The organism is Actinacidiphila rubida (assembly GCF_900110255.1).
In the GTDB taxonomy this organism is placed as follows: Bacteria; Actinomycetota; Actinomycetes; order Streptomycetales; family Streptomycetaceae; genus Actinacidiphila; species Actinacidiphila rubida.
Genome location: NZ_FODD01000026.1, coordinates 123215 through 146380, shown reverse-complemented (window position 1 = coordinate 146380; position 23166 = coordinate 123215). Strand labels below are relative to the sequence as shown.

The 23166-nt window shown below is 74.4% G+C and carries 15 protein-coding genes; 6 read left to right on the top strand and 9 right to left on the bottom strand.

What is annotated here, in order from left to right:
- Positions 1–381 precede the first annotated feature (381 nt).
- Positions 382–855 carry a MarR family winged helix-turn-helix transcriptional regulator gene (locus tag BMW99_RS25255; RefSeq protein ID WP_069467619.1) on the bottom strand — a complete coding sequence of 158 codons (474 nt, stop codon included), beginning with the start codon at positions 853–855 and terminating at the stop codon, positions 382–384.
- A 111-nt stretch (positions 856–966) separates the two neighbouring features.
- Between BMW99_RS25255 and BMW99_RS25250 the strand changes: the two genes are divergently transcribed.
- On the top strand, positions 967–1836 hold the full coding sequence (locus BMW99_RS25250; RefSeq protein ID WP_069467618.1) for a haloalkane dehalogenase: 870 nt from the start codon (positions 967–969) through the stop codon (positions 1834–1836).
- 9 nt (positions 1837–1845) lie between these two features.
- Here BMW99_RS25250 and BMW99_RS25245 read toward each other — a convergent pair whose 3' ends face one another.
- Complete coding sequence (locus BMW99_RS25245; RefSeq protein ID WP_075017602.1) at positions 1846–2307, bottom strand: hypothetical protein; 462 nt, start codon at positions 2305–2307, stop codon at positions 1846–1848.
- Between the two features lie 322 nt (positions 2308–2629).
- On the opposite strand from BMW99_RS25245, the gene BMW99_RS25240 reads away from it, so the two are divergent.
- Complete coding sequence (locus BMW99_RS25240) at positions 2630–5302, top strand: excinuclease ABC subunit UvrA (RefSeq protein ID WP_177226102.1); 2673 nt, start codon at positions 2630–2632, stop codon at positions 5300–5302.
- A 9-nt stretch (positions 5303–5311) separates the two neighbouring features.
- Here BMW99_RS25240 and BMW99_RS25235 read toward each other — a convergent pair whose 3' ends face one another.
- Positions 5312–5950 carry a polysaccharide deacetylase family protein gene (locus BMW99_RS25235; RefSeq protein WP_075017601.1) on the bottom strand — a complete coding sequence of 213 codons (639 nt, stop codon included), beginning with the start codon at positions 5948–5950 and terminating at the stop codon, positions 5312–5314.
- Between the two features lie 365 nt (positions 5951–6315).
- Between BMW99_RS25235 and BMW99_RS25230 the strand changes: the two genes are divergently transcribed.
- Positions 6316–7578 carry a L,D-transpeptidase gene (locus tag BMW99_RS25230; protein WP_107451716.1) on the top strand — a complete coding sequence of 421 codons (1263 nt, stop codon included), beginning with the start codon at positions 6316–6318 and terminating at the stop codon, positions 7576–7578.
- Positions 7579–7668: 90 nt separating this feature from the next.
- Here the strand turns inward: BMW99_RS25230 and BMW99_RS25225 are convergent, their stop codons facing one another.
- Positions 7669–7941 (bottom strand): GlsB/YeaQ/YmgE family stress response membrane protein, encoded by a 273-nt coding sequence (locus tag BMW99_RS25225; RefSeq protein ID WP_069466520.1) that lies wholly within the window; start codon positions 7939–7941, stop codon positions 7669–7671.
- Positions 7942–8068: 127 nt separating this feature from the next.
- Complete coding sequence (locus BMW99_RS25220) at positions 8069–11548, bottom strand: phosphodiester glycosidase family protein (protein ID WP_075017600.1); 3480 nt, start codon at positions 11546–11548, stop codon at positions 8069–8071.
- A 337-nt stretch (positions 11549–11885) separates the two neighbouring features.
- On the opposite strand from BMW99_RS25220, the gene BMW99_RS25215 reads away from it, so the two are divergent.
- Together BMW99_RS25215 and BMW99_RS25210 are read left to right on the top strand one after the other, a co-directional pair.
- Entirely contained in the window at positions 11886–12896 is a 1011-nt protein-coding gene (locus tag BMW99_RS25215) for a hypothetical protein (RefSeq protein ID WP_075017599.1), read from the top strand.
- A 79-nt stretch (positions 12897–12975) separates the two neighbouring features.
- Positions 12976–13740: an MBL fold metallo-hydrolase gene (locus tag BMW99_RS25210; RefSeq protein WP_218108544.1), complete on the top strand. Its 765-nt coding sequence runs from the start codon at positions 12976–12978 to the stop codon at positions 13738–13740.
- Between the two features lie 234 nt (positions 13741–13974).
- Here BMW99_RS25210 and BMW99_RS25205 read toward each other — a convergent pair whose 3' ends face one another.
- The 3 genes from BMW99_RS25205 to BMW99_RS25195 all read right to left on the bottom strand — a co-directional run bounded on the left by BMW99_RS25205 (position 13975) and on the right by BMW99_RS25195 (position 19406).
- On the bottom strand, positions 13975–15093 hold the full coding sequence (locus BMW99_RS25205) for a PP2C family protein-serine/threonine phosphatase (RefSeq protein ID WP_075017598.1): 1119 nt from the start codon (positions 15091–15093) through the stop codon (positions 13975–13977).
- 226 nt (positions 15094–15319) lie between these two features.
- Entirely contained in the window at positions 15320–18580 is a 3261-nt protein-coding gene (locus tag BMW99_RS25200) for a choice-of-anchor D domain-containing protein (protein WP_075017597.1), read from the bottom strand.
- Positions 18581–19085: 505 nt separating this feature from the next.
- A complete protein-coding gene (locus tag BMW99_RS25195) occupies positions 19086–19406 on the bottom strand; it encodes a GYD domain-containing protein (protein ID WP_069464071.1) in 321 nt (106 codons plus the stop codon).
- Between the two features lie 298 nt (positions 19407–19704).
- On the opposite strand from BMW99_RS25195, the gene bla reads away from it, so the two are divergent.
- Positions 19705–20646: a class A beta-lactamase gene (bla, locus tag BMW99_RS25190; RefSeq protein WP_218159311.1), complete on the top strand. Its 942-nt coding sequence runs from the start codon at positions 19705–19707 to the stop codon at positions 20644–20646.
- Positions 20647–20815: 169 nt separating this feature from the next.
- Here the strand turns inward: bla and BMW99_RS25185 are convergent, their stop codons facing one another.
- Positions 20816–22828, bottom strand: coding sequence for a LamG domain-containing protein (locus BMW99_RS25185; RefSeq protein WP_069465556.1), 2013 nt, complete (start codon positions 22826–22828; stop codon positions 20816–20818).
- Positions 22829–23166: the final 338 nt, after the last annotated feature.

Sequence of the window (23166 nt, the reverse complement as noted above, 5' to 3'; positions counted from 1 at the left end):
ACGAACCCGTATGCACATTTCCGAGGAGACGCTTCCGGAGCGCCCCCGACCCCACGGACAAAGGGCACGCACACCAGGGGCGCGAGGAACTGCGCGACAAGCCACGACGGCGCGGCACACGGCCGACAAGCCCCGGGGGCACCCCGGATGCCGAAGGGGCGCGGGGAACTGCGCGAGCAACCACCCACCGGCCAGTGGACGGCGACGCACCGCAAGGGGCTGGGCGGGCCCCGAAAGGGGCGCGGGGTCCCCCAGCCTTCGGCCGGGAGGTGCCCCCAACGCGAGCAATCACCCACCGGCCGGTGGACGGCGACGCACCGCAAGGGGCGGGACAAGTCCCGCAGGGGCCGCGGGGAACTGCGCGACGGAGGACGGGAAACCTCAGGCGGAGCCGGCACCGCCCTCGACGACAAGCCGAAGCATCGCCGTGAACTGTTCCCGCTGCCCGGTCGACAACGGCGCGAGCAACTCCTCCTGCGCCGCGTCGACGAGGGTGTCCAGGCGGCGCAGGTGCCGCCGGCCCTGCGGCGTCATGGAGATGACGTTGCGCCGCCGGTCCGCGGGGTCGGGCTCGCGCTCGACATGGCCCTGCTCGGCGAGCTCGTTGATGACCGCGACCATGTCGCTGCGGTAGACCCCGGTCCGCCCGCTCAACGCGGACTGACTCGCCGGTCCGCCGTCGCGCAGCGCGACCAGCACGCCGTAGTGCCACTTGCGCGCGCCGGCGCGCGCGAGGACCTCGCCCACCAGGCGGTCCGCGTGCGCCGAGGCGCGCCCCAGCAGCCGGCTGGGCAGTGCGCGCAGGCGCTCGGGGGCCGCCCGGTCGTCCCAGATTCCGTCCATCGCCTCGGTCATGGCGGCCATCGTACCCGGTTGCGTTAGTCGGACTAACGACGTATCTTCGTAAGTGGCACGAACGTTAGTGACGTAAACGTTTATCCGTCCCACGAAAGGACGAGATCCGCCATGCCGACCGCCGACATCCTCGACTCGACCCTCCACTACCAGGACACCGGCAGCGGCACGCCCGTGGTCCTGCTGCACGGCAACCCGGCCTCCTCGCACATCTGGCGGCACGTGATGCCGGGCCTCGGCGGCGGGCGGCTGCTGGCGCCCGACCTGATCGGCATGGGCCGCTCGGGCAAACCGGAACTCGCCTACTCCTTCGCCGACCACGCGCGTCACCTCGACGCCTGGTTCGACGCGCTCGGCCTGGACGACGTGGTCCTCGTCGGCCACGACTGGGGCGGCGCGCTCGCCTTCGACTGGGCCGCGCGCCACCCTTCACGCGTCCGCGGCATCGCGTTCCTGGAGACCATCGTCAAGCCCATGGCCTGGGAGGAGCTGTCGCCGCAGGCCCGGCAGCGGTCGCGCACGGTGCTCGGGCCGGACGCCGAGGAGGCGCTGCTCGGCGCGGACACCCTGGTGCGGATGGCGTTCACCGGCGGCGGCGTGCGCACCCCGGTGAGCGACGAGGACCTGGCCGCCTACCTGGCGCCCTACCCGGACCGGGCGAGCCGCCGCCCCCTGCTGGCCTGGGCCCGCCAACTGCCGCTGGGCGGCGAGCCCGCCGGACTCGTCGCGCGGATCGAGGAGTACGACGCGTGGCTGGCGGCGAGCCCGGACGTCCCGAAGCTGCTCATGACGTTCCGGGGCGCGGGCTCGCTGCTGATCGGCGAGGAGATGGCCCGGTGGTGCCGTGACCACATCGCCGCACTGGAGGTCGCCGACTGCGGCGAGGCCGGCCACCACGCTCCCGAGGACCGCCCCGAGGAGATCGCCGCGGCGGTGTCCGCCTGGATCGACCGGCACGGGCTGCGCGGCCCTGCGCGGTGACGTGCGGCGTCAGGAGCGGGAGGCGTGGTGCGGGGCCCCGGCCTGCTCGGTCTGCTCCGTCTGCCCGGCCTCGGACGCGCGGGGCGCGCCGTCCGTACCGCCGTCGTGCCCGTCGTCCGGGAACCGGTAGCCCGCGCGTCCCGCCTCCGTGGCGCCCGCGGGTTCCCTGACGGCGCCGCCCGCCGCCGTTTCCGCGGCCTCGTCCTGCACCGCGATGACCGCCGGTTCGGTGACCGCGCTGGGCGCGGCGTTCGCGGGCAGGAGTTCCGGCTCAGGGTGCCGGCCGCCCTCGCGCCAGGGGATGTCGACCAGCCGCGTCTCCACGTCGCGGGTGTCGGCGTCCTCCCGCAGCTGCTCGTCCTCCGGGTGGTGCAGCGTGCCGTCCCTCTGCTGCTTCGCGAGCCTGAGCAGGATCCACAGGCAGAACACGGCCATCACGGCGATCGCGGTGAGGGCGAGCGATTCGTTCATGTCGCGACCTCCTCGGCGGGTCTCTCCACGGTACTGCGGGGCCCCGCCCCCGGCGCTCCCAGCGGGCCGGGGGCCGGTCCGCCCGCCGGCCCCCGCGCCCGTCCCGCCGGGGCCCTGACCAGGACATGTGTGGCGGCCTGCGCGAAAATGGAGGGCCTGGTGCCCGGGCGGCCGTGCCCGGCCGGGGACCACGTGCGGTCCGGGCCTGCCCGGGCCGGGCGCGCGAAGGGCTCATCAGGGACGACGGTGCCGGGGCACGGCGGCGTACCGGGGACGAGGGAAGGCGAGGAGCCATGGCCGTACCGCAGGGCGCAGCGCGCCGATGACCGGGGCCGCGGACACCCCGCCCCCAGGGGACGCGCCGGAACACGCCCGGCGGCGCGCGCGGGACGACGGGCCGGAGCACGGACCCGCGGCGCCGCCCCCGCCTCCCGAGGCCGCCGACCCGTACGTGCGGGTGCGCGGCGCCCGCGAGCACAACCTGCGGCGGGTGGACGTCGCCATCCCGCGCAACACGCTCGCCGTCTTCACCGGCGTGTCCGGCTCCGGCAAGTCCTCGCTGGCCTTCGGGACGCTGTACGCGGAGGCGCAGCGCCGCTACTTCGAGTCGGTGGCCCCCTACGCCCGCCGGCTGATCCACCAGATCGGCGCGCCGAAGGTCGACGAGATCACCGGACTGCCGCCCGCGGTGGCCCTCCAGCAGCGCCGCGGCACCCCCGGCTCCCGCTCCACCGTCGGCACGGTCACCACGCTGTCGAACCTGCTGCGGATGCTCTACTCGCGGGCCGGCACCTATCCGCCGGGTGCCGAGCGACTGGACTCCGACGCGTTCTCGGCGAACACCGCGGTCGGCGCCTGCCCGGAGTGCCACGGCCTGGGCCGGGTGCACCGCGTCACCGAGTCCTCGATGGTGCCCGACCCGTCGCTGAGCATCCGCGACCACGCGATCGCCGCCTGGCCCGGCGCCTGGCAGGGCAAGAACTTCCGCGACGTGGTGCAGACCCTCGGCTACGACATCGACCGGCCCTGGCGGGAACTCCCGCAGGCCGACCGGGACTTCATCCTCTTCTCCGACGAGCAGCCGGTCGTCACCGTGCACCCGGTGCGCGAGGCCGGCCGCATCCAGCGCCCCTACCAGGGCACGTTCAGCAGCGCCCGCCGCTATGTGATGCGCGCGTTCTCCGAGTCCAGGAGCGCCGCGACCCGGCGGCGCGTGCAGCGCTACCTGGAGAGCGCGGTGTGCCCGGTGTGCGAGGGCCGCCGGCTGCGGCCCGAGGCGCTGGCGGTGACCTTCGCCGGCCACCCCATCGCGGACCTGACCCGGCGTCCGCTCGCCGACCTGCCCGGCATCCTCGGCCCGGCCGCCGCGCCCGCGGACGGCGGCGACGGCGGTCCCGAGGGCACCGGCGAGGCCGCCGCCGCGCTCGTCGAGGACCTGGTCGCCCGCATCGAGGTGCTCGTCGGCCTCGGCCTGGGCTACCTCGGGATGGACCGCACCGCCCCCACCCTGTCGCCCGGCGAACTCCAGCGCCTCCGGCTCGCCACCCAGTTGCGCTCCGGGCTGTTCGGCGTCGTCTACGTGCTCGACGAGCCGTCGGCCGGCCTGCACCCGGCCGACACCGAGCCGCTGCTCGACGTCCTCGACCGGCTGCGCGCCGAGGGCAACTCGCTGTTCGTCGTGGAGCACGACATGGACGTGGTGCGGCGGGCCGGCTGGGTGGTCGACGTCGGCCCCGGCGCCGGGCGGTACGGCGGCCGGGTGCTCTACAGCGGGCCGGTGCCGGGACTGCGGCAGGTCGAGGACTCGGCGACGCGCGCCCACCTGTTCGGCGAGGGGGCCGCCGGGCCGGGCCCGGCCCGCACCCCGCGCACGCCCGGGCGCTGGCTGCGGCTGCGCGGCGTCACCCGGCACAACCTCCACGACCTGTCCGTCGACCTGCCGCTCGGCGTCGTCACCGCGGTCACGGGCGTCTCGGGCTCGGGCAAGTCCACGCTCGTCGACGAGGTGGCCCGGGCGGTGACCGCGGGCCTGCACGGCGACGCCGAGGACCCCGGTGACGCCCGCGACCCCGGTGACGGTGACGGTCACCGGCCGGACGCCGACGCGGCGGACGACGGCGGCGAGTTCGGCGAGGGCGGCGACGACGGCGGGGAGCCCGGCGGTCCCGGTCCGGTGGCGGAGGCGGTCGAGGGGCTGGACGCGGTGGACCGTCTCGTCCGCGTCGACCAGAAGCCCATCGGCCGCACCCCGCGCTCCAACCTGGCCACCTACACGGGCCTGTTCGACGCCGTGCGCGCGGCCTTCGCCGCGACCCCCGAGGCGCGGGCCCGCGGGTACGCCCCGGGGCGCTTCTCCTTCAACGTCGCCGCGGGACGCTGCCCCACCTGCCAGGGCGAGGGGTTCGTGGCCGTCGAACTCCTCTTCCTGCCCGGCACGTACGCGCCCTGCCCGACCTGCCACGGCGCCCGCTACAACCCGGAGACCCTGGAGATCACCTACCGCGGCCGGACCATCGCCGACGTGCTGGAGATGTCCGTGGACGAGGCGGCCGGATTCTTCACCGACGTGCCCGCGGCGGACCGCAGCCTGCGCACCCTGCAGGACGTCGGCCTCGGCTACCTGGGGCTCGGCCAGCCGGCGACCGAGCTGTCGGGCGGCGAGGCGCAGCGCATCAAGCTCGCCGCCGAACTGCAGCGCGCCCGCCGCGGCCACACCCTCTACCTGCTCGACGAGCCGACGACCGGCCTGCACCCGGCGGACACCGCACTGCTCATGCGGCAGGTGCAGGGGCTCGCGGACGCCGGCAACACGGTGGTGCTGGTCGAGCACGACATGGCGGTGGTGGCCGACGCCGACTGGGTGCTGGACCTCGGCCCGGGCGCCGGTGACGCCGGCGGCCGCATCGTCGCCGCGGGTCCGCCGCTCGACCTCGTCCGCACGCCGGTCGGCAGGACCGCGCCCTACCTCGCACGGCAGCTGGCCGGCACGCGGTGACCCGGAGCGTCAGGAGCGGCGGGCCGGGGTCGTGAAGTGCCAGCCGCGGGAGGCGAGTCGGGGGATCAGGCGGTCGACGGCCTCGACGGTCTGACCGCGGTCCCCGCCGCCGTCGTGCAGCAGGACGACCGCGCCCGGCGTCACGCCGGACGACAGGCGCCGCACCAACTCGTCGGTGCCCGGCGGCTCCCAGTCCGCCACGTCCAGCCGCCAGCCGAGGGCCCGCATGCCGAGGCGGGCGGCGACCTCGGGCGTGCGGCCCCACCGCCCGTACGGCGCGCGGAAGTAGGGGACGGCCGCGCCGGGGACGGCGGCTCGGACGGCGGCGGTGGTGCGCTCCAGGTCGTCCTGGATGCGTGCGTCCGGCCACCCGCTCATGTCGTCGTGGTCCATGCCGTGGTTGCCCAGCACGTGGCCGTCGGCGGCGATCGCCCGGACGACGTGCGGGTGGGCCAGCGCCTGCGTGCCGGACAGGCAGAAGACCGCCGTGACCCCGTGCTCGCGCAGCACGGCCAGCAGGTGGGGGGTGTGGACCGGGTGCGGGCCGTCGTCGAAGGTCAGCGAGACGTACGAGCCGACCAGCGAGGTGGACTCGACGACGGGCGTGCTCCGGCCGAGCCGGCCGGCCGGTCCTGCTGCTGTGGTCACGGCGGTTGCTCTCCCGTGTCGAAATGTTTCGACATCACGGCGAATGTTTCGGGAACGGTAAGGTGGCGACGCCCGCACGTCAAGGTGGTGCGCGCATCTTCCGGTACCGCGGTCGCGGCGAACCACCTGAGCGAAGCCCCCGGTGCGGCGACGGGGACCCGGCGACCCGCCTGGTGGTCCCTGGGAGGTCAGCTGAACAGTCCCTGTGAGTTCGGGAACAGGCCCCCGCGTTCCCCTCGATCTCATGTGTGATGTATCAAGCTCGAAACAGGTGCAACCGGCGGCGTCAGTGAGCAGTCTCATTGCACGACATCCGGGATGGGGAGACTCGATTGATCACCGTACGGTCGGCGGACACCGTCGCAATGGACACACTGGACACGGCCCGTGAGCAGGCCGCCGCGCGCCGGTCGCGGCGCACCGCCAAGGGCCTGCTGGCGCTCGCCCTCGGCGCGGTGCTGCTGGGCGCCACCGCCTGCGGGGGGAACGCCGGGGCGTCGCCCGGCAAGGACCAGCAGGACGGCAAGGGCGGCACGGAGGCCGGCGCCTCGAAGACGCCCACGTCGCAGGCACAGCTGACCATCTCGCCGAAGAACGGCGCGACCGGGGTGGACACGTCGGGCGCCCTGAAGATCGCGGCGGCCAAGGGCAAGCTCACCAAGGTGACGGTGACCGGCCCGGGCGGCACGGCCGTCGACGGCTCGATATCGGCCGACGGCAGCACCTGGACGCCGGCCGGAGTGCTGGCGACGCACACCCACTACGCGGTCTCGGCGACCGCCGTCGACGCCAACGGGCTCAACACCGCCCAGCAGACCTCGTTCACCACGCTGTCCCCGAAGAACGTGAACTTCGGCAACTTCAACATCAACTCCGGCTCGACGTACGGCGTGGGCATGGAGGTGTCGATCCACTTCAACAAGCCGGTGCTGAACCAGGCCGACACCCACAAGGGGATCACCGTCACCGCCAGCAACGGCGTGGAGGTCGCCGGCCACTGGTTCGGCAACCAGCGGATCGACTTCCGGCCGGAGAACTACTGGACGCCGGGAACCAAGGTCACGCTGCACCTGCGGCTGGACGGCGTGAAGATGTCGCCGGGCGTCTACGGGCAGCAGTCGAAGGACGTGTCGTTCACCATCGGCCGCTCGCAGACGTCCGTCGTGGACAACAAGGACAAGATCCTCAAGATCTACCACGGCACGACGCTGTACAAGCAGTTCCCGGCCAGCCTCGGCGACGCCCAGCACACCACGTACAACGGCAAGATGGTGATCGAGGAGAAGTCGCTGGTCGTCGACATGGACTCGCGGACCGTGAACCTCGGTGACGCGTACCACATCAAGGACGTCCCGCACGGCATGCGGCTGTCGGACTCCGGCACCTTCGCGCACGGCAACTACTGGCGTCCGCTGTCGGTGTTCGGTCACGAGAACACCAGCCACGGCTGCGTGGGCCTGCACGACGTGAAGGGCGGCGGCGACCCGAACACCCCGGCCGCCTGGTTCTACAACCACTCGCTGATCGGCGACGTCGTCCAGGTCGTCAACTCGCCCGACAAGGTCATCGACCCCGGCAACGGCCTGAACGGCTGGAACATGGGCTGGGCCGCCTGGAAGGCCAACTGATCTCCCGGCCGGCCGGCTGACCACCGGACCGGTCCGCAGCGCGGCCCCGGAGCCAACTGGCTCCGGGGCCGCGGTGGTCGTGCCGTCGGGTCAGCGGCGGGAGCGGGAGTCGCCGAAGAGGATGCGGTAGCCGATGAGCAGCACCAGCGCGCCGCCGACGGCCGCCAGCCAGGTCTTCGGGTCGTAGAAGTGGTGGGCGACGGGGCGGTGCAGGAACTTGGCGGAGATCCAGCCGCCGAGGAACGCTCCCGCTATGCCGATGAGGGTCGTGCCGATGAGCCCGCCGGGGTCGCGTCCCGGCAGGAGGAGCTTGGCGATCGCGCCGGCCAGCAGGCCGAGGATGATCCACCCGATGATGCCCATGACCTGCTCCGCCTTCCGCACGTGAGGACCTTCCTGCTGTGCAGGACGTTCCTACCCCGCGCGGGGTTCCTGATGCCGGGGGCGGACGGCGGGCCCGCCGGGCCGCCGCCCGCCCCCGGCGCGTGCGTCAGCCGAGCGTGACGGTCGCCGACGCGGTCAGCCCGCCGGCCGCGACGGTGACCGTGACCGAGCCGGAACGCACCGCCGTCAGCGTGCCGGTGGAGGTGTCGAGGACCGCCAGGGTGCGCGGGGACCGCCGGGCCGCGGCGACCTCCGCCGCCGAGCCGGCCACGACCAGCCCGGAGCCGCCGCCCCAGGTGACGCTGGCCGGGAAGCGCAGCGGGAACCTGAGGCCGAACTCGCTGGTGACACCGGTGGCGTCCAGCTCCGCGGAGGCGCCCACCGCGAGCTGCCCGGGCGCCGACAGGTCGATCCCGTCGATCAGCGGCACGCACAGCGCCCGCAGCCAGTCCCGGGTCTCCGGGCTGGGCTGCCCGGCGCGGATGCGGGCCGGCCGCGGGTCGACCGCGACGTGCATCCAGCCGAAGAACCCGCCCTGGTCGGGGGAGCTGTAGGGGGTCTTGCCGACGGCCGGGGTGGTGACCTCCAGCACGCCGTCGTTGCGGCGGACCGACGCGGTGTGGGCGTGGCCGGTGAACAGCGCGACGGGCTTGCCGGAGGTCTCCCGGAAGTCCGCCAGCCACTGCTGCAGCAGCCCGGCCTCCAACTGGTCGGACAGCTGCGAGGCGCCGGCGCCCGACGGGTCGACCAGCGGGTGGTGGAAGGACACCAGCACCCCGGTGACGGAGCGGTCCGCCGCGGCCTTCGCCAGCTCGGACTGCAGCAGCGGCACCTGGTCCCAGTCGGAGGTCCGCATGTCGCCGGTGTGCGAGTCCAGCAGGATGAAGCGGGTGCCGTTGTGGTCGAAGACCTGGCGGTTGGGCCGCCCGGTGAGCGACAGGAACGCGTCGAGGCCGCCGGTCGACGCCAGCCCCGCCTCGTGGTTGCCCGGCGTCCAGTACACCGGCAGGTCCGCCGGCACGTGGTCCTTCAGCAGACCCAGTGCGAGCTGGAAGTCCGCCGGGTTGTTGTTGTCGACGAAGTCGCCGTTGATCAGCAGGAACTCGGGCTTGCTCGCCACCGCCTGGTCCAGCGCGATCCCGGCCTGGCGGCCGGAGAACGAGTCCAGCCCGGCCGCCGCGCTGACGTGCAGGTCGGACAGGACGGCGAAGGTCCAGCGGCGGTCCGGCAGCCCCCCCTGCTCGACCACGTACGGGTCGGGCGCCGGCGGCAGCGAGGTGTCGGGCTGCTGCCCGACCTGTGCGGCCAGGCCGTCGAAGTCCAGCTGCCCGGCGTTCTTGTTGGTCTGCGAGGTCTCCGCGATGTAGACGCGCAGCAGGGTCAGCGGCTCGGAGTAGCCGGGCGGGATGTCGCCGACGACCCGCCGCCAGCCCGTCCAGTCGACGAGGGTGACGAAGGTGAACGGCACGTTGGTGGTGCCCTGCGAGGAGATCATCGCCCGCAGCCAGTGGTTCCTGCCGTCGCCGTTGACCCACAGCGCCAGCCGCTTCGCGCCGCTGGGCAGCGTGATCGGGCCGCCGCCGGCCACCACGTACGCGGCCGAGGTGCTGGTTTGGCCGGTGAAGTCGTAGGTCAGGCGCAGCGCGTGGTTGTCCGCGGACGCGCCCGGCCGGTCGGCCGCCGCGACGTACGCCACCGACGCGGTGCCGCGGGCGGCCAGCGCCGTCCAGTTCTCGCCCGGCTCGAACTCGGCCAGGGGGACGTCGATCAGGCCGACGGTCACCGGCAGCTTCGCGCTGACGCCCTGCACGGTCGCGGTGACGGTCGCGGACTTGCCGCCGGCGTCCGCGGCACCGGTCAGGGTCAGGCTGCCGTCGGCGGCCGCGGTCACGGTCAGCACCGACGAGTCCACGTCGATCGTGGCGTCGCGCGGCGCCACGGGGGCGTCGAAGCCGTCCGCGTCGTAGCCGGTGAGGCGCACGCTCGCGGTCGCGCCGGGCTCGATGGTGATCGCCCGCTCGGTGAACGCCAGCTTGTACAGGTCGCCGAGGACGCGCAGCGGGTGCGCGCCCTCCGCCAGGCCCGCGCGCGCCCTGACCGCGCCCGCACCGGGGCGCTCGGCGTGGAAGACACCGTTGTCGGTGCGTCCGAGGGAGCCGGGTTCGGCCGTCCACCGCACCGGCTGGTGGGCGAGGTCGACCGGTGACCACGTCTCGTCGTAGCCGGCGACCGCGAGGTCCAGGGTCAGGCCGGGCACGACGCGGTCGGCGCGCGGCCGCACGTCCAGGCCCCGCAGGTGGCCGGTGCCCTGGCGGCCGAACAGGCCGACGCCGTCGGGCACGGGGCGCTCGTTCCCGTCGGAGGGGGTGTTGATGACGCCGGCCGCGGTGTCGCCGGGCGTGCGGGCGACCATCTCGGTGGAGCCGCCGCCGTCCAGCATGAACGCCTCGGTGGCGCCGAGGCGCACCAGCAGCTTCGCGGTGTCGTCGAAGCCGAGCCCCGCGGAGAAGTTGGACGAGCCGTCGATCGCGACGAGCAGCAGCCGGTGGCCGCCGTCCAGCCAGGCGATGGCGGTGCGCGGCTTGAGCGCGTCGTTGCCGGTGCTCGGCGGGAAGTCGATCGCGGTGCCGTCCTTGACCAGCACCGCGCCGCTGCCGAGCGCCATGCGCAGCGCGACCGGCGCGTCGGACTGCGGCGCGAACTGCACGGCGACCGCGTCGCCGGGCTTCGCGGACGCCAGTTGGGCGGCCGCCGCGCCGCGGCCGACGACGATCAGGCCGCCGCCGGGGACCGGTGTGGCGGTCATCGCGCTGCCGGCGGAGGTCACCACGCCGCCGGAGACGACGAGTTCGGTGTAAGGGCCGGGGTCCTGGATCAGCGTGCGGTCGCCCTCGCCCCACTGCGGGGTGAAGACCGCGATGCCGTCGGCAGGGACCGAGGGGGAGTTGAGCGCGGCCAGCGGGCGCTGCGTGCCGGCGACGGTGACGGTGCCGGTCAGCATCAGGTCGGCGAGGCGGGCGACGCGGTCGGCGCCGATCGTGGCGACGGTCGTCGGCGCGGTGGTGCCCTTGCGCAGCCGGCCGTCCTGGATCTCCGGGCCCTCGGCCGCGTAGGTCTCGGTGATGTCGAAGTAGTCGCCGTTGACGGCGGCGACGGCGTGCTGCGCCGCGGCCGCCTGCGCCAGCGGCCGGGCGTTGCTGACCTTGTCCGCGACCAGGTCGACGCCGACGGACGCGTCGCCGAGGTCGGCGTTGAGCACGTGCACCCGCGTCCAGCCGGCCCGGCCGAAGGTGTCGAACGAGGTGAGGACGATGCCGGGGGCGACCGGGATGTCGGTCCGGTCGGTCTGGACCGACTCGCCGGGAACCGTGACCTGGTACTGCGGGACCGGGAAGTGCGGGAAGGCGGAGTCCCCGTGGGCCGGGGTGCCGGGCGCGCCGGGACCGGCACCCTCCGGCCCCGCTCCGGCCGGTCCGGGTGCCGCGGCGACCGCGATACCGCCGTTGGCGGCGATACCTGCGGCGACGGCACCGACGATGAGTCCGCGCCGCGATATCCCCGCGGCGCCGATGTGGTGGCTGTTCATGAGCGGAAACGGTATTGCCCGGGGGCGGCGCGGTAACGGCCTTTGGCCAACGCCCAGATGAACCGCGGGTGGGCCGCCCTGTTCATCCCGTCCGGACAGGGTTCCGCCCCCGGTCGCGGCGGCCGGGGGCGCCTGCGGGGATCGGGGGACACGGGGGCGGGCGGGCCGGCGTTCAGGGCGGGGTCGGGGGTCGGGGCGTGGGACGTCACAGCAGAACCGGACGTTTGTCGGCGTCACTTGGACAACTGCCGTTCGCGGGCTTCTCTTTCGGGACGACGGGGATTGTCATGAGCATGCGTCACGCCTCGCGCCCCCACCCCGAGAGGACCGCATCAGCATGAGAAGCCCGAAGTCCGTCGCGGCCGTCGTCGCCGCGACCGCAGCCCTTCTCCTGGGCACCGGCCTGGGAACCGCCGCCGCCAGCCCGGCGCCCGCGGCGCCCTCCGCGCACCCCGCCGCCGCGCGGGAGTCCGCGGCGAAGGGCGCCGCGGACGCCCAGGCGGCGGCCGCCGCCGTCTGCAGCTCGGCCGCGGCCGTCTCCGGCCAGTCGGTGCACGGCACGCTGCCCCAGGCCGAGGTGCGGCGGCAGCTGTCCTCGCTCACCGCGCAGCACCGCGCGCAGTACGGGATCGCGGCCAAGGGCCCGCTCGGCACCGCCGCCCGCACCCCGTCCGCCCGCACCCCGCTGGTCAGCATCCACCCGGCGCAGGGCACCGCGTTCAAGGCGGCCGCCGGCGCGGACGGCTCCTGCGCGACGCAGTCCGTCTCCACCTCGCTCACCGTCGCGGACAGCTACACCACCATCTACACCCCGACGATGTACCCGCCAGGCGGCTCCTGCGTCGAACTCGTCACCGTCTACACGAACTCCGTGCGCGAGGTCGCGGCCTGGGACTGGTGCCACAGCGTCAACTTCGCGGCCTCCGTGCCGATCACGAGCGCCTTCCTGAGCACGTACACCAACGGCACCGGCGCGTACACCGGACGCGTCATCCGCACCTCGGCGTCGTCCAACACGTGGGCGGCGGCCCTGTACAACTACTCCACCGCCAAGTGGGACACCCTGTTCAGCCAGTCCGGCACCAACCAGTCGGGCCGCACCGACGGCTGGGACATCGAGGAGCTGTACTCCACGGTGGCCTCCTCCGGACAGGCCTACTCCTGCGGCGACATGGCCGGCACCACCTTCGAGTCCAGCGGCATCTCCGTGCGGAACAACGGGACGTGGTCCGCGGCGAGTTCCGCGAACGCCGACACCCACTACGACTCGCCGAGCAGCGGCTTCTACTGCCCGAGCCGCAGCTACCAGATGATCAGCGCGTACAGCCACTGGAAGGCCGTCGGCTGAGCGCGCCTCCCGGCCCCGCGGGGCACCGGCCCGACCGCGAACCGCGCGGTCGGGCCGCGGCCCGTGGGAACATGCGCCGGTGGACGCGCTGACGGTGACCGTTCTCGGGACGTGCGGCGCCTGGCCGGAGGCCGGGCGGGCGGCCAGCGGCTTCCTGGTGGAGACCGCCGGATTCCGGCTGGTCCTGGACCTCGGGTACGCGACACTGCCGCGCCTGCTCGCGCACTGCCCGGCGCGTGACGTCGACGCCGTCGTCATCACGCACGAGCACCCCGACCACTGCGCCGACCTGAGCGCGCTGTGCCGGGCCCTGCTGTTCGGCGAGGACCGCGACGGGGGCGGCCGGGGCCGCCGCAGGGTGCCGCTGTACTGCCCGCCCGGAGTGCTGGACCGGGTCCAGGCGATGGAGCCGACCGAGCGCCTGGACGACGTCTTCGCGCCGTGCCCGCTGCCGGCCGGCGGGCCCGCCGCGCACCGGGTCGGACCGTTCCGGCTGGAGACCTGGCCGCTGCCCCACCACGTGCCGCACGCGGGCGTGCGGCTGGCCGCCGCCGGGCGCGTCCTCGCCTACACCGGCGACGCGGGCCCCGCCCCCGCCCTCGGCGACCTCGCCGCCGGCGCCGACCTGCTGATCGCCGGCGCCACGCTGCTCGGCAAGGACGAGGAGCCGTACCTCCTCAGCGCCGCGCAGGCCGGCCACTGGGCCACCCGGGCCGGAGCACGCCGCCTCCTCCTCACCCACTTCTGGCCCGGCGCCGCCCGCTCCCGAGCCGCCGCCGAGGCGTCCGCCACCTACGGCGGCGAGACGATCACGGCGAACGAGTCCATGACGCTCGGCCTGTGACGCCCAAGCCGCGGGCGCCGCGCGCGGCGCCCGCGACCGTTTCGGCGGACCACGCCGGAGCCACCGGCGGGCGCGCTCCGACCGGTTCCGTCGTGCGGCCCGGTCGCGTCGCGCCACGGCGTCACCCGGCCGCGTCGATGTGCGGTCCCGCGGTCCGGAGCGTGCCGGGGGGAGGGGCACGTACGCCCGCGGGCGTATTCGGCCCCGGGGGGCGCGAGGGTGCGGGCCGGGCCGTCAGGCAGCGGGGTCGCGGAGGAGGGCGACGAGGGCCATGTCGTCGTGGAGACCCGTGGCGGCGTGGGCCTTGACGTCCGCTGTCACGGCCTCGATCAGGGAGTGCGGGCGGTGGTGGGTCCAGCGCGCGGCGCGTTCCGCCAGGGGGTAGAACTCGCCGTCGCCGTTGCGTGCCTCGGTGACGCCGTCGGTGTAGACCAGCAGGCGGTCGCCGGGGGCGAAGGGGAAGGTGGTCGGGGTGTAGCCGCCGTCGGCCAGCGCGCCCAGGCCCAGCGGTGGCGCCGGGTTCGCCACGTCCAGTGTGGTGACCTCGCCGTCGTGGAGGAGCAGCGGCGGCAGGTGCCCGCAGCTGACGACGTGGACGTACGGCTCGCCGTCGGGGATGTCGATGACCGCCGCGGTGACGAAGCGCTCGCCGGTGTCCGCCCGGCCGGTGCCGCCGGTGCTGCCGGTGGTGTCGTTCAGGCCCCAGCAGACGCTGCCCTCCAGCAGCGCCACCAGCTCCGGCAGCGGGGACTGGCGGTGGGCGGCGGCGCGGAACGCGCCCAGCACGATCTCGGTGTCGGCGACCGACCCCAGGCCCTTCCCGCGGACGTCGCCGATGAGCAGCCGCGTCGAGTGCGGGGTGCGCGCCACCGCGTACAGGTCGCCGCCGAGCGGGGTGCCCGCGTCGGCGGCCCGGTAGGCGGACGCGATCGACAGCGGCCCCAAGCGCCGCGGCAGCGGCCGCAGCACCGCCTCCGTGACGTGCCGCAGCCCGAGCAGTTCGTGTCTCCGTCGTTCCAGCAGGCGGCTGACGAGCAGCAGCAGCACCGACAGCAGCACGAACGAGGCGAGCTGCACCAGCACGTTCTCGGTGGTCAGCGTCATCCGCTCGGCGCCCGCGGCCACCAGCGCGAGGATCGCCAGCACGGCGATCACCGCGGCCCGCCGCGGCCGGAACAGCACCGCGGTCAGCGCGACGGGGATGACCAGCAGGTGCGCCAGGTGGATGTCCGCGGGCAGGAACAGGTCGGCGACCGGCACCAGGGCGATCAGCGCGACCGACACCGCGGTCCAGGCGTGACTCAGCTGGTCCGAGGGATCACGCGACGGCGTCACCGCGTGCTGGCCGGCCATAAGGGCACCACTCCTACCGCATCGACGGCCGGTAACAGCGGACGTTTCCCACCGAATATTCCCGAATGTCCCCACCGGCGCCGTCACCGCAGGTCAGCGTCCTCGGGCGGGGAGGCCTGCCCGGACGCACGCGGGCCCGCCCTCCGTGCGGCACCGGGCGGACGCGCGGGCGGCGCGGCACCCCGTCCAGGGGTGCCACGCCGCCCGTGTTCCCTCGCTCGGAGGCTCAGATGAACGAGGTGTAGATGTTCCAGCCCGAGCCGATCAGGGTGCGGGCCGCGTACGGCGCCGCGGCGTTGCCGGTGCCCTGGTACAGCCAGAGCGCGCCGGTGCTGTCGCGGCCCACGAGGTCGGCCTTGCCGTCGCCGGTCACGTCGCCCGGGGTGGCGAGCAGGCTGTAGATGTTCCAGCCCGAGCCGATCAGGGTGCGGGCCGCGAACGGCGTGGCGGCGTTGCCGGTGCCCTTGTAGAGCCACAGCTTGCCCGTGGTGTCGCGCGTCACCAGGTCGGCCCTGCCGTCGCCCGTCGCGTCGCCGGCGCCGAGCAGCGTGCCGTAGATGTTCCAGCCCGAGCCGATCAGGGTGCGGGCCGCGAACGGCGCGGTGGCGTTGCCGGTGCCCTTGTAGAGCCACAGCTTGCCCGTGGTGTCGCGGGCCACCAGGTCGGCCCTGCCGTCGTTGGTGAGGTCGCCCATGCCGGTCAGGGAGGTGTAGATGTTCCAGCCCGCCCCGACCTTGGTGCGGGCCGCGAAGGGCGCCGCCGCGTTGCCGGTGCCCTGGTACATCCACAGCGTGCCGGAGGTGTCCCGGGCCACGGCCGTACCGGTGCCGTTCGCCCTCTCCCGGCTGACACCGGTGATCAGGTCGTAGGTGTTCCAGCCGGCCCCGATGTTCGTGCGGGCCGCGAACGGCGCCGCGGCCACACCCGTGCCGTGGTACTGCCACAGCGTGCCGGAGGTGTCGCGCGCCAGCAGCGTGCCGAGCTGCGCGGCCGGCGGCACGCCCGTGCCGGTGATCGTCTCCAGCATCGCGCCCTGTCCGGCGTCGCCGGTCACCTCGTAGCTCGCCGTCTGGAGGCCGACCGCGGTCGGCGCGAACGTGACGGTCTGCTGCACGCTCTGCTCGGGCCCGATGACCAGGCCCTCGGGCAGCGGGTCGGCACTGGTGAACACGCCCGCGGGCGCCTTCGCCTTGGTGATCGTGACCGGCACGTTCCCGGAGTTGGTGATCGTGAACGTCCTGGTGACCGCCGTGCCGCGGGTGACGCCGCCGAACGCCAGCGTCGGCGGCGTGAGCAGCAGGTGCCCCTGGCCGCTGATCGCCGTGCCCTTGAGCGGGATGGTCAACGGACCGCTGGTGCTGGTCAGCTGGATCGACGACGCGTGCGTGCCGGTGGCCGTCGGCTGGTAGCCGACCTGCAGCACGATCGAGCCCTGGGCCGGGACGACCGTCGGGTTCGCCGCGTCGGCGCTCGGCAGGTTGTCCGCGGTGAACGGCCCGGTGGGCGCCGTCACCGAGGTGATGGTCTCCGGATCGGTGCCGGTGTTGGTCAGCTGGACGTTCGCGGTGGCCGCGGTGCCCGTCGGCTGGTTGTCGAACGACACGGTGCCCGGGAACGCGGCCAGGCCGGCTCTCGTCCCGACGCCGTGCAGGCTCAGCGCGAACGTGCCCGCGTCGGTCGTGACGGTGAGCGTGCCGCTCGCCCCCAGCACCGTGGTCGGCCGGAACGTGACCGGCACCGTCAGCTGCCCGCCGGCCGGGATCGAGGCCGGCAGCGACGCGGTGTCGGCGGTGAAGGGCCCTTCGACGCTCACGCCCCTGATCGCCAGTGCCTTGGACGGGTTCTGGTTCTCCGTCAGGACGACGTCACTGCTCTGGGCGCTGCCCACCGGAACGGTCCCGAAGTCGATCGGGCCGCCCTTGAGCGGGCTGCCCACCGGGTTGCCGAACGCGTAGACCCTGCCGTCGCGCGTGCCGACGAAGACCTGCCCGCCGTCGGTCGCCGGGACGGCGAACTTCGGCGCGGTGCCGATCGGCGCGGACCACACCAGCTGCAGCACGCCGTTGGCGTCCGGCACCGGGTTGTAGGCGCGCAGCTGGGCGTTGACGCCCGTCGGCCCGCCCGACCAGACCACCCACACCAGGGCGCTGCCCGAACGCGTCCCGTCGGAGGTCACCACCGCCGAGCCGCTGGTGTAGGGGAACGTGTCCTGGCTGGCGCCCGCGACGCTCAGCGCCGGGTCGCCCTTGCCGGTCACGCCGCGGTGCAGCGCGGTCAGCGCGCCGCCGTTGCCGACGACGTAGACGTAGCCGCCGTCACCGCCCCAGACCGCGGGGTGGCCCCACTGGCCCTTGAGCGGTCCGGTGATCCCGACCACGGCGTCCGTCCCGCCGGCGCCCTGCGAGCGGCCGCCCAGGTGGTCGCGGTCCAGCAGGAACACCCGGCCGTCCTTGCCCTGCTGCACCATCAGGTGCGGGTGGGAGGCGGTGCCGAAGCCGTCCGGCAGGCCGACCGGGCCGCCGGACGCCAGGTCGGTGTCCATCTGGTCGAGCGTCGGCGCGTTGGACGGGCTGAAGAAGTCCGCGGCCTTCAGGGTCCGGTCGGACTGCGCCTGGAGCCGGACCACGGACTCCGCGAGCGTGCCGGGCGGCGAGGTGCCCGGGCCGGGAGCCGGGCTGACACCGTTGCCGGTGGCCACGAAGATCCGGCCGGGACCGTCCGAGACCAGCCCGCCGCCGGACTGCCAGATGCCGGCGCCGCTGTTGCTCGCGCCGGTCTCCGTCGCCCACATCGACGTCACCGACGGCGTCGTGGTGCTGACGCCGACGACGTAGCCGCGGTACGGCTGCGCGTCGCAGTGCCCGCCGAAGCCCGCGTACACCACCCCGTCGAGCAGCAGCAGCCCCGGCCGCTGCATCTCGTACGCGGGCAGGAACGACTGGCTCGGGTCGTTGGACGCGGTGCCCTGGATCGTGACGGGGAAGCCGGGCTTCTCCGCGCCGCTCACCGGGTCGACCGCGTGCATGTACCAGTGCGGGTTCAGCGGGTTCGGGCCGTCGTCGACCTTCGTCGTCAGGTACACCGCGCCGGTCGCCGGGTCGTAGACCGGCGCGGCGGTGCTGCCGACGTTCGGCGCGAGGTCGCCGCAGCTGAGCGTCGACGCCGGCCACGAGGGCCCGAAGCTCCGCGTCCACAGCACCGCACCGGTGGTCCGGTCCAGCCCGTAGGCGACGTTGTTCTCGGTGACCGCCACCACCGTGCCGCCGACCACGATCGGCTGCGCGTAGATCTGCCCGTCCAGCTGCGCGGGCGCCTTCCACAACTGCCCGAAGGAGGACGACCGCACGTCCGACGCGCTGAGGCTCGTCTCCCCCTGGTCCCACCCGGTCCGCAGCGAGTCCACCGACCCGGTCGTCTCGCTGGCCTGCGCCTGCGAGAGCCCCGCTCCGAACAGTCCTGCCGTCACCGCGGCCGTCACCGCGAGCACCAGCCCGCGCCTGCCGCGTGTTCTGCGTGCTCTGCGTGTTGCGTGTCTGCCGCCGTGCCTGTCAGCACCCACGACGAAACCCCCTCCGAAGTCCCCGCACAAGAGTCCCCGCGACCGCGCTCCCCGCGCGATCGCCTTCCCCCGAGCCGCCCGTCGCCCCAGGCGGCCCTCTCGGACGAGGGCCGCGGCGTTCGGTCGCAGCCCGCGCATCCAACCACACAATCAGCCCACCCGTGACGTGGTTGCCCCCCATTCCTCGTGTTTTCCCCCTGGAGGTCCGTGAACGTCCAACTCCCGTGCGCCGAACGGACATCCGCGGTTCACTTCGGCGGCATCAGGGGGCTCGGAAGTCGCTGGGGGCAACGCGTGCGGGCACCCGCCCGTGTCCAGGCACACGACCGCCCCCGCCGACCGCGAGGCGGTCGGTGGGGGCGGTGGGGGCGGCGGGGGCGCGGTGTGCGGGCAGGCGGCCGGCCCCGGCGCTCGGGCGGGGCCGGTGCGGTGGTCAGGCCTGGGGCGGGCGGAAGGTGACCTGCTTGCGCGTGGCCTCGTCGATCTCCTCGACGGTCAGCAGCGGCGTGGCCCGGGTCCGCAGGGCGCCGCTCGCCTTGACCCGCATGCTCACCGCGGCCATGGACGTCGTGTCGGGGAAGTCGACGATGGTGATCAGGTCGTCGTCGCCGTACATGAAGTACACCGCCTCGACCGTTCCGCCGAGGGCGGCGACCGCCTCGTCCACGGCCCTCCGGCGCCCGGTGCCGCCCTCCTTGAGCAGCCCCTTGGCTCCCTCGGCGGTGTAGCTCGCCTGGATGAGGTACTTGGCCATCCTTCGACGCTCCTTCGTCCCGCGGCACTCCGGTGCCGCTGCCCCCAGCGTCGTCCCGGCCCCACGCCTCCGGCGAGCCCTCCGCGACCGATCGGGTGAGCGCGTTCCGCCGACGCGGGGGCGCGGGTCTTTGACTCCGGCCGGGCCCCGGGCGAGGCTGCCGGACATGGGCCGTTCCGCACGCCGTTTCCGCTCCACGCCTCGGACCGGCGCACCTCGGCCACCTCGGTCACCTCGGACCGGTGCGTCTCGGACCGGCGTGCTTCGGCGCACCCGCGCGGGTGCCACCGCGGCGGGCGTGGCCCTGGCACTCGGGGCGCTGAGCGGGTGCGGGGGCGGGCCGGGGACGGCGGGCCGGGCGCCGGGGGCGGGCGAGGAGACGGCGACCGCGACGGGTTCGGCCGCCCCGGGGTCCGCGTCCGCGTCAGCTTCAGCCTCGTCGTCGCCGTCGACGGACCACGCGTTCCGGGAGCTGGAGCAGCGCTTCCACGCGCACCTCGGGCTGTTCGTCCTCGACACCGGCTCGGGCCGCTCCGTCACCTACGGCGCCGACCGCCGTTTCGCGATGTGCTCGACCGCCAAGGTGCTGGCCGCCGGTGCGCTGCTGCGCCAGGACGACGACGCGGACCTGGCCCGCACCCTCACCTACAGCCGGTCCGACCTCCTCGACCACGCCCCGATCACCTCCCAGCACGTCGACCACGGCATGCCGCTGCGCGACGTGATCGCCGCCGCCCTCCAGCACAGCGACAACACCGCGGAGAACCTGATGCTGCGCGAACTCGGCGGTCCCGCGGGCCTGCAGAGGGCGGTCACGGCCCTCGGTGACACGACGACCCACGTCAACCGCACCGAGCCGGCCCTGAACGAGGCCACCCCCGGCGACCCGCGCGACACCAGCACGGCCCGCGCCCTCGCCGCGGACCTGCGCACCCTCCTCCTCGGCACCGCCCTGCCCGCCGCCCACCGCGCCCGGCTCACCGACTGGATGCTCCGCAACACCACCGGCGGCCCCTACGTCCGAGCGGCCCTCCCCAAGGGCTGGAAGGCCGCGGACAAGACCGGCAGCGGCGGCCACGGCACCCGCAACGACATCGCCGTCGCCTGGCCCCCCGCCGGCGCCCCGATCCTCGTCTCCGTCCTCACCGACCGCGACGACCCGGCCGCCGCCTCCGACGACGCCCTCATCGCCACATCCGTCCGCACGGCCCTGACGGCCCTGCACCGTGTGACCCCCTGACCCGCGGACGCTTCCCGGGCGGCGCAGCCGCACGGAGACGGCGAGTTCGCGCCCGAACGGCGCGGGCAGGTGCCGCTGGTCGGCCTCCCGGAGCTCCCAGCGAGAGCCGCGCGCCCCTGCCGCAACGGGACAGGGGTGCGCGGCCACCGTGCGGCGACTCGGCCGTCGGTCAGGCGGAAGGGATCCGGGTGTCGCTCATCGCGCCGGCCCACACGTCCAGTGACGTGACGCGGCCCGGGAAGTAGGCGGTCCAGGCGCCGTTGACGTGGGCCTTCCCCACGATGAGGTCGCCGGCGCCGGGCACCGGGGTGAAGGGCCCGCCGCCGGTCCGGGCGGCGCCGGTGAAGAGCGAGGCCGTGCCCGCCTGGGCGTCCAAGACGCCCGTCACCCGCACCGGAAGGCTCACGCTTCCAGGGGTCCACTCCGTGACGTCCTGGGACCTCACCCCGGTGAAGGCGCCGTCGTTCCCCATCCGCCCGAGGAGCCAGGTGGTGACGGGGACGGACAGGGTGCCGTCGGAGTCGGGGTCGGGGAAGTCCTCGTGGCCTACGACCTGGTACCAGATGCCCCACGCCGAGCCGTCCGCCGAGCTCTGTCCGGCGACCTGACCCATCCACCCGTCGGGCTTGCCGGCGATCACCGACAGGTCCGGCTGGGCGACGACGCTGACGGTGAAGGACCCGCTGTCGTCCACCACGGGACCGGGCGTTCCGGCCGCGTCGTCCACACCGTCAAGGACGAGGGAGTCGCCGTCCAGCAGGGCGCCGCCTTCCGTGGTGAGGGTGCGGCCGTAGCCCGTTGTGGTGTCGGGCAGCGTGGTGCCGCTCGCGCCCGCCGCGTTCCACGCGGCGACCCGCGCGACGTCCACGGCACCGGTGGCGGGGTCCTCCAGGCGGGCCTCCTGAACGGCGTCGGCTGCGGACAGTGTCCGTTGCCAGACCCGCACCTCGTCGAGGAGGCCGTGCCAGTAGGCGCCGTACGACCCGGCGGCGCCGCCGACGGTACCCCGCCCGAACTCCACGTCCCCGGAGATCGCTTGAGCCGCCGCGGTGGCCGGGAGCGTGGTGGGGGAACCTTGCGGACGACCGTTCATGTAGAGCGTGAGGGTGTGGGCGACGGAGTCGTAGGAGCCGGCGAGCTGGGTCCATACGCGCTCGGCACCCGCCGTCGCCCGGGCGTAGGCGACGTGCCTGGTCCCGCCGGTGTCGTGCCATGCATACGTGAACTGCCAGGCGTGATCGGCCGCGGCATAGCTCAGGGCGAAGCCCGAGCCGTCGTCGCCGGTCTGGGACAGGACGGTGCGGTCCTGAGTCAGGTCGAAGGGGAACACCCATGCGGACACGGCGAAGGACGAGGCCGGGTCGAGGACCTGGCTGTCCGTCGCGGCGTGACCTGACGTCCCGTCCAGAGCGAGGGACTCGTCGCCGTCACCCCGCCGGCCTTGTGCGGACCAGTCCGCGCCCGTGGCGGACAGCGCCGCCGCGTGGCGGTCGCCGGCGCCCGTGGCGGTGTCGGCCGCGACCGTCGAGGTGTCGCCGGGCCGCCCGTCGTCGAAGTGCCAGAGGCCCACGGACGGAGCGGGCGGGGCAACGCGGAACAGTACCTGCGTCTGCGCTCCCCAGGCGCCGGTCGCGTCCTGGGCCCGCACGGTCAGCGCGGCCGTTCCCTCGGAGCTCGGTGCGATCGTCACGGTCGCGGGAGAGCCCGGAACCTCGACCGTGGCCGAGCCGGCGAGCCAGTACTCGTACGCCACGACGCCTGAGTCCCCCGCCCCGGGCGAGAACGTGAACGTGCCGGGGACGCCGGGGCCGCCGTGGGCCGCGCAGTCGTCCGCGCCGCAGGGGGTGTACGGCCCGCCGAAGGTGACCGTCGGCGCGAGCGGCGCGGTGGTGTCCACGGTGAAGTAGCACCACCCCGCGGTGGTGGCGGTGCTCGGCGAGCTGACGTGCTGCGTGCCGTCGCTGGTGTACGACCAGGTGGAGGCCGCCATCCGGTACAGCGTGCCATCGGACAGCGGGGTCGCGACCGACGCGCTCACCTCCTGGCCATCCGTGGCCGTGCCCGCGCTCGACGGGGCCGGCACGGCCGCGACCCATGCCGGCGTCGACGTCTGGTGGGCCTGGATGACGAAGTTCGCCTTCAGCAGTGCTGGTTGGGCACCGCCCGCCGCTGCGTGAACCACCGCAGTCAGCTGTGGAGTCGGATCGCCCAGGACGGTCGGCGCGCTCTTGTCGGTCGAGCACGCGGGTGTGCCTGATGCCACGAAGCCCTGGGCTGTGGGCACTTGTGGCGCGGGGACGTCCGGCTTCCCGGCCGACTGCGCGCCGGCCGCCGACACCGGCAGCACCGCGAGCAGTACGCCTGTCGCAAGAGCCGCAGGCCACGCCCGGAACCGCCCCTTGGGTATGCCGGATGGCCACAGTCGTCTACGCATCGAGATCCCCACCCCTGGTGTGAACGCATGTGCGAATGACGCTAGCAGTGGCCTCTGTTGCCTGAGGGAGTCTCCGGTCGCACTCA

Excerpts from the sequence above, each read along its gene's own strand:
- BMW99_RS25250 (WP_069467618.1), top strand. The coding sequence starts at position 967 with ATGCCGACCGCCGACATCCTCGACTCGACCCTCCACTACCAGGACACC.
- BMW99_RS25230 (WP_107451716.1), top strand. The coding sequence starts at position 6,316 with ATGGACACACTGGACACGGCCCGTGAGCAGGCCGCCGCGCGCCGGTCG.
- BMW99_RS25240 (WP_177226102.1), top strand. The coding sequence starts at position 2,630 with ATGACCGGGGCCGCGGACACCCCGCCCCCAGGGGACGCGCCGGAACAC.
- BMW99_RS25195 (WP_069464071.1), bottom strand. The coding sequence starts at position 19,406 with ATGGCCAAGTACCTCATCCAGGCGAGCTACACCGCCGAGGGAGCCAAG.
- BMW99_RS25255 (WP_069467619.1), bottom strand. The coding sequence starts at position 855 with ATGACCGAGGCGATGGACGGAATCTGGGACGACCGGGCGGCCCCCGAG.
- BMW99_RS25225 (WP_069466520.1), bottom strand. The coding sequence starts at position 7,941 with ATGGGCATCATCGGGTGGATCATCCTCGGCCTGCTGGCCGGCGCGATC.
- BMW99_RS25245 (WP_075017602.1), bottom strand. The coding sequence starts at position 2,307 with ATGAACGAATCGCTCGCCCTCACCGCGATCGCCGTGATGGCCGTGTTC.
- BMW99_RS25205 (WP_075017598.1), bottom strand. The coding sequence starts at position 15,093 with ATGGCCGGCCAGCACGCGGTGACGCCGTCGCGTGATCCCTCGGACCAG.
- BMW99_RS25215 (WP_075017599.1), top strand. The coding sequence starts at position 11,886 with ATGAGAAGCCCGAAGTCCGTCGCGGCCGTCGTCGCCGCGACCGCAGCC.
- BMW99_RS25220 (WP_075017600.1), bottom strand. The coding sequence starts at position 11,548 with ATGAACAGCCACCACATCGGCGCCGCGGGGATATCGCGGCGCGGACTC.